Raw genomic sequence first — 6,000 nt, forward strand, 5'->3', positions numbered from 1 at the left:
AATATGCTGTTGTAAGTCCTTGGATATCGTATTCTTCAGTTTTCCATTCCCTAAATCTTCTTTATCAACAATAATAGTTTTGGGGTGACTTGATTTGTTAGCTTAATAATTATGGGCTTTCCTCTAATAGAACCAAAGCAAACAATAAAAGCGCTTGCATAATTAAAAATCCGAGTTATAATACTTGTATACAAGTATACTTGATTAACACGAGGTGGATTTATGACGAAATCAATGGAATTTCTTTATCCTGAAAAATGGCTTTCAAAAGCTTCTACAGGTGATCGTGTTGCGAGCGAATTGAGAATGCGCATTATTGCAGGTGTAATTGAAAGCGGTACCATCCTGTCAGAAAATAAAATAGCTGCCGATTTTTCTGTAAGTCGGTCACCCGTTCGTGAAGCATTAAAATTACTAGCTTCTGAAAATATTATTCGCTTAGAAAGAATGGGCGCAGTTGTCATTGGTTTAACCGAGAAAGAAATCGAAGAAATATATGATGTTCGTTTACTTATAGAAACGTTTATCTTTGAGCGACTTGGAAAGATGGACACAAATGATTTAGTAAGAGAACTAAATAAAATAATGGAAATGATGAAAATCGCCATTAAATATCATGATTCTGATGAATTTTCTTATCAAGATCTCTTATTCCATGAAACGATTATTCGAACCATTGAGCATTCCTACATCCTGATGATTTGGAATAATTTAAAGCCTGTTATGGAAAGCTTAATCCTTTTATCAATGCGTACTCGTTTCAAGGAAAAATACGAAGACTTTGAACGGATTATTAAAAATCATGAGCTTTATATAAAAGCAATCCAATCAAAAGATCGAGCCCTCATGATTGAGGCCTTACATCAAAACTTTGATGATGTGCAAGGAAAAGTCGAAGACCTCTGGATGTCACAACAAATGTTATCTAAAGGAGTTGAGCAAGGACATGAGTAACTATATGTTAGGTATAGATATCGGTACAACAAGTACGAAAGCAGTTTTATTTACTGAAAAAGGCGAAGTCATCCAAACCGAGAATATTGGTTATCCACTTCGCACACCGGATATATCCACAGCGGAACAAGATCCAGAAGAGATTTTCCAAGCTGTTTTACAAGCGATATCAAATATAACGAAACAGCATTCAGATAAAAAACCATCGTTTATTTCATTTAGCAGTGCTATGCATAGTGTCATTGCCATGGATGAAAATGATCAGCCGCTGACACCTTGTATTACTTGGGCAGATAATCGCAGTGAGGCATGGGCACATAAAATCAAAGATGAACTGAATGGCCATGAAGTTTATAGACGAACAGGAACACCTATTCACCCAATGTCACCATTAAGTAAAATTACATGGATTGTGAATGATCATCCAGAAATTGCTATTAGAACGAAGAAATATATTGGAATCAAAGAATATATCTTCAAACAATTCTTTGATCAATATGTTGTTGATCATTCCATCGCCTCATGCATGGGTATGATGAACTTAAAAAAACTAGATTGGGATGGGGAAGCTTTAAAAATTGCTGGTATAACACCAACTCAATTATCTAAACTCGTACCAACCACCCAAATATTTAGCAACTGCAATCCAGATTTAGCCCAAAAGATTGGTATCGATTCCCAAACACCGTTTGTCATTGGTGCCAGTGATGGTGTGCTTTCTAATCTAGGTGTGAATGCAATTCGGAAAGGGGAGATTGCTGTCACAATTGGAACCAGTGGTGCTATTCGGACCATCATTGATAAACCACAAACAGATAAAAAAGGAAGAATATTTTGTTATGCCTTAACAGAAAAGCATTGGGTAATTGGTGGACCGGTAAACAATGGAGGAATGGTCCTTCGCTGGATTCGTGATGAACTTGCTTCATCAGAAGTAGAAACTGCGAAAAGACTAGGAATTGATCCATACGATGTATTAACTAAAATAGCTGAACGCGTGAGACCTGGTGCAGACGGATTATTATTCCATCCATACCTCGCAGGGGAACGTGCACCATTATGGAATCCAGATGTACGTGGCTCCTTCTTCGGTTTAACGATGTCACATAAGAAGGAACATATGATTCGTGCAGCTTTAGAAGGCGTTATATATAATTTATACACTGTATTTTTAGCATTAACCGAATGCATGGATGGTCCTGTAACTCGTATTCAAGCAACAGGCGGCTTCGCAAGGTCTGACGTTTGGCGACAGATGATGTCCGATATTTTCGCATCTGAAGTCGTTGTTCCAAAGAGCTACGAAAGCTCTTGTCTAGGTGCATGTATATTAGGTCTCTATGCCACAGGAAAAATTGATTCTTTTGAAATCGTTTCCGAAATGGTTGGCAGTACTTACAAACATACACCGAAAGAAGAAGCAACAAAAGAATACAGACAATTACTGCCGATATTTATTAACCTATCAAGGGCGCTAGAAGACGATTATACACGAATTGCAAATTATCAAAGAAATTTAATAAAGTAAAACTTTCATGAGTAATTCCCCACGCCTCACTTCTATCTAAATCTCGAGGTGGGGGGCCTTACTTCCCACGAATAGCGGGATAAATACAAATACAGCTAAGATTAGGGGGGAACTACGATGCCATTAGTCATTGTAGCAATTGGGATTTTAGCATTACTTTTACTGATTATGCGCTTTAAATTAAATACCTTTATTTCATTAATCATTGTATCCGTCGGGGTTGCTTTAGCACTTGGAATGCCACCAGAAAAGATTTTTAAAACCATTGAAGCAGGATTAGGCGGAACACTTGGTCATTTAGCACTCGTTTTTGGACTTGGTGCGATGTTAGGTAAGTTGCTTTCAGATTCTGGGGGCGCACAACGCATTGCCATGACCCTTGTGAAAAAGTTTGGTGAAAAGAACATTCAATGGGCTGTTGTGACTGCCTCATTTATTATCGGGATTGCATTATTTTTTGAAGTAGGATTAGTATTATTAATTCCGATTGTATTTGCAATTTCAAGAGAATTAAAAGTATCTATCTTATATCTCGGTATTTCGATGGCAGCTGCTTTATCTGTAACACACGGATTTTTACCACCACACCCAGGACCAACTGCTATCGCTGGTGAATTGCATGCAAACATCGGTGAAGTATTACTTTACGGTTTTATGATAGCGGTTCCAACTGTTGTGTTAGCTGGACCTGTATTTACTAAACTTGCAAAAAAACTAGTACCTGAGGCGTTCACAAAAACCGGTAATATCCAATCATTAGGTGAGCAGAAAGTATTTAAACTTGAAGAAACTCCTGGCTTTGGAATCAGTGTTTTTACCGCTTTACTGCCTGTTCTTTTAATGGCAGTCGCTACAATTATTACTTTGCTGCAAAAAACAATGGGATTTAAAGATAATAGTTTACTAGCAACGATCGAGTTTATTGGGAATGCGGATACTGCCATGTTGATATCCTTACTAGTTGCGATCTATACAATGGGATTGGCAAGAAATATTCCAATCAAAAACGTGATGGAATCTTGTACAACAGCGATCTCGAATATTGGGATGATGCTCTTAATTATTGGTGGAGGCGGAGCTTTCAAACAAGTATTAATTGATGGCGGCGTTGGTAACTATGTAGCCGAATTATTCCAAGGAACTTCATTATCACCGATCTTGCTCGCATGGATTATCGCTGCCATCTTACGTATTTCATTGGGGTCTGCTACGGTTGCTGCATTAACAACTGTCGGTTTAGTGATTCCGATGTTAGGTCAATCTGATGTTAACCTTGCTTTAGTTGTCCTTGCAACAGGGGCTGGTAGTTTAATTGCTTCACATGTGAACGATGCTGGTTTCTGGATGTTCAAAGAGTACTTTGGTTTAAGCATGAAAGAAACATTTGCAACATGGACTTTACTTGAGACTATCGTTTCTGTAGCCGGATTAGGGTTTACCTTATTACTAAGTTTATTTGTATAGATCTTTCTTAACAGTAAAAGGGATACGGAAGCTGTTTAATGTGATTTTTCATAATTAACCGGTTATTTTTCATGATTGATTAATAAGGATGACAATTTCTCTTTATTTTTTAACTTGATAGTGATGTGCCGTGTCCCTATAACCTTATGTACGAATACTGGCGGAGCCTATTGAAATGAAAAAGATTGATTATTTGATTAAAGTGATATTTTAGGTATATATACTATAATACAGAGTAACATACATGGAAAGGAACGATGGAATATGGAAAAGTTACAAATTGGAGTTGTTGGTGTGGGCGTTATGGGAAAAAGCCTCGCACTTAACTTTGAGAGCAAAGGGTATTCTGTTGCCCTATATGATATTTCAAAGGAAAAAGTTGATGAAATCATTGAGGAAAACCATGGTAAAAACTTAGTTGGTACTCATATAGTTGAAGAGTTTGTTAACTCACTTGAATCACCTAGAAAGATTTTATTAATGGTTAATGCGGGGGAAATTACAGATAAGGCGATTGATTCTCTAGTCCCTCACCTCGATAAAGGTGATATTTTAATTGACGGTGGTAATACATACTTTGTCGATACAATTCGCCGTAACAAACGTCTTGCCGAAGAAGGAATCAATTTCATCGGAGCAGGTGTGTCAGGCGGCGAAGAGGGTGCATTGAAGGGACCATCTATTATGCCAGGTGGACAGAAGGATGCATACGAAAAAGTAAAGGATATGCTTGAAAACATCTCTGCAAAAGTGAATAACGAGCCTTGCTGTTCTTATATCGGACCTAATGGGGCAGGCCACTATGTAAAGATGGTTCACAACGGTATTGAGTATGGCGATATGCAATTAATTTGTGAAGCATATTTCTTCTTGAAACAAACACTTGATTTGACTGCAGAAGAATTCCATGAAATATTTGCTGAATGGAATAAAGGTGAACTGAATAGCTATCTAATCGAGATTACAGCCGATATCTTCAAGAAGAAAGATGAAGAAACTGGTAAGCCATTAGTGGATGTTATTCTTGATACTGCAGGACAAAAGGGTACAGGGAAATGGACAAGCCAAAGCGCACTTGATTTAGGTATCTCTCTCCCTATTATCACGGAATCTGTATTTGCACGTTGCATTTCTGCTTTAAAAGAAGAGCGTGTGAACGCAAGCAAAGTTTTATCTGGCCCTAAAGATAAAACAGCAATTGGAGTTGAAAAAGCTGAATTAATCGAAGCAGTGCGCCAAGCTTTATATATGAGTAAAATTTGTTCTTATGCACAAGGATTCACGCAATTGAAGGCAGCTTCTGAGGAATATGATTGGAACCTTGATTTTGGCAGCATTTCTATGCTTTGGAGAGGCGGATGTATTATCCGTGCTGCCTTTTTACAGAACATTAAAGAGGCTTATGAGACAAACACTGATCTACCGAACCTTTTACTTGATCCATACTTTAAAGAGATTGTAGAGTCATATCAAGGCGGATTACGCCAAATTATCTCAATGGCGGTACAACAGGGCATTCCGATACCTGCATTTTCAGCAGCAATTTCTTATTATGACAGCTATCGTACTGCCAAACTACCTGCAAACTTGTTACAAGCGCAGCGCGATTATTTTGGAGCGCATACGTATAAACGAGTAGATAAAGAAGGTACATTCCATACAAAATGGATATAAAATAAGAAATGGACTAAGATTAAATTCTTAGTCCATTTTTTTCATCCCACAATTCCTAGGTTATAAGACTCCCACTGATGGAAGTTCACTTTAAACGATTGACTGAATCAAAATACGTTTATTTTTCCCATTTAGATGAAAAACCACATAACCTCTAAGGCGAAATGTTATCTGAATAATCCGCACAATTGTTGGTTTTTATTTTGGATCATTTAAATCCTCTTTACTTGTCTTTACTTATATAAAACTGCTTCTTATTTAAAACTACATAGCCTTATCTTGGCTATAAGCTCTTATTTGAAACTGTATAGCCTTATCTTGGCTATTACTTCTTACTTGAAACTACATAGCCTTATCATGGCTATTACTTCTTACTTGAA

4 protein-coding genes are annotated in these 6,000 nt (G+C 37.3%); all 4 read left to right on the forward strand.

Annotation, left to right across the window (positions count from 1 at the left end):
- Positions 1 to 222: 222 nt before the first annotated feature.
- On the forward strand, positions 223 to 954 hold the full coding sequence (gene gntR / locus JDS82_RS28070; RefSeq protein ID WP_199714289.1) for a gluconate operon transcriptional repressor GntR: 732 nt from the start codon (positions 223 to 225) through the stop codon (positions 952 to 954).
- Positions 947 to 2,482 carry a gluconokinase gene (gene gntK / locus JDS82_RS28075; protein WP_199714290.1) on the forward strand — a complete coding sequence of 512 codons (1,536 nt, stop codon included), beginning with the start codon at positions 947 to 949 and terminating at the stop codon, positions 2,480 to 2,482. The genes gntR and gntK overlap by 8 nt, the downstream gene beginning before the upstream one ends.
- 117 nt (positions 2,483 to 2,599) lie before the next feature.
- On the forward strand, positions 2,600 to 3,946 hold the full coding sequence (gene gntP, locus JDS82_RS28080; RefSeq protein ID WP_199714291.1) for a gluconate permease GntP: 1,347 nt from the start codon (positions 2,600 to 2,602) through the stop codon (positions 3,944 to 3,946).
- A 264-nt stretch (positions 3,947 to 4,210) separates the two neighbouring features.
- Complete coding sequence (gndA, locus tag JDS82_RS28085; RefSeq protein WP_098230122.1) at positions 4,211 to 5,620, forward strand: NADP-dependent phosphogluconate dehydrogenase; 1,410 nt, start codon at positions 4,211 to 4,213, stop codon at positions 5,618 to 5,620.
- Positions 5,621 to 6,000: the final 380 nt, after the last annotated feature.

Origin of the sequence: Bacillus cereus group sp. N14, from assembly GCF_016483555.1 — a bacterium.
Classification (GTDB): Bacteria; Bacillota; Bacilli; order Bacillales; family Bacillaceae_G; genus Bacillus_A; species Bacillus_A wiedmannii.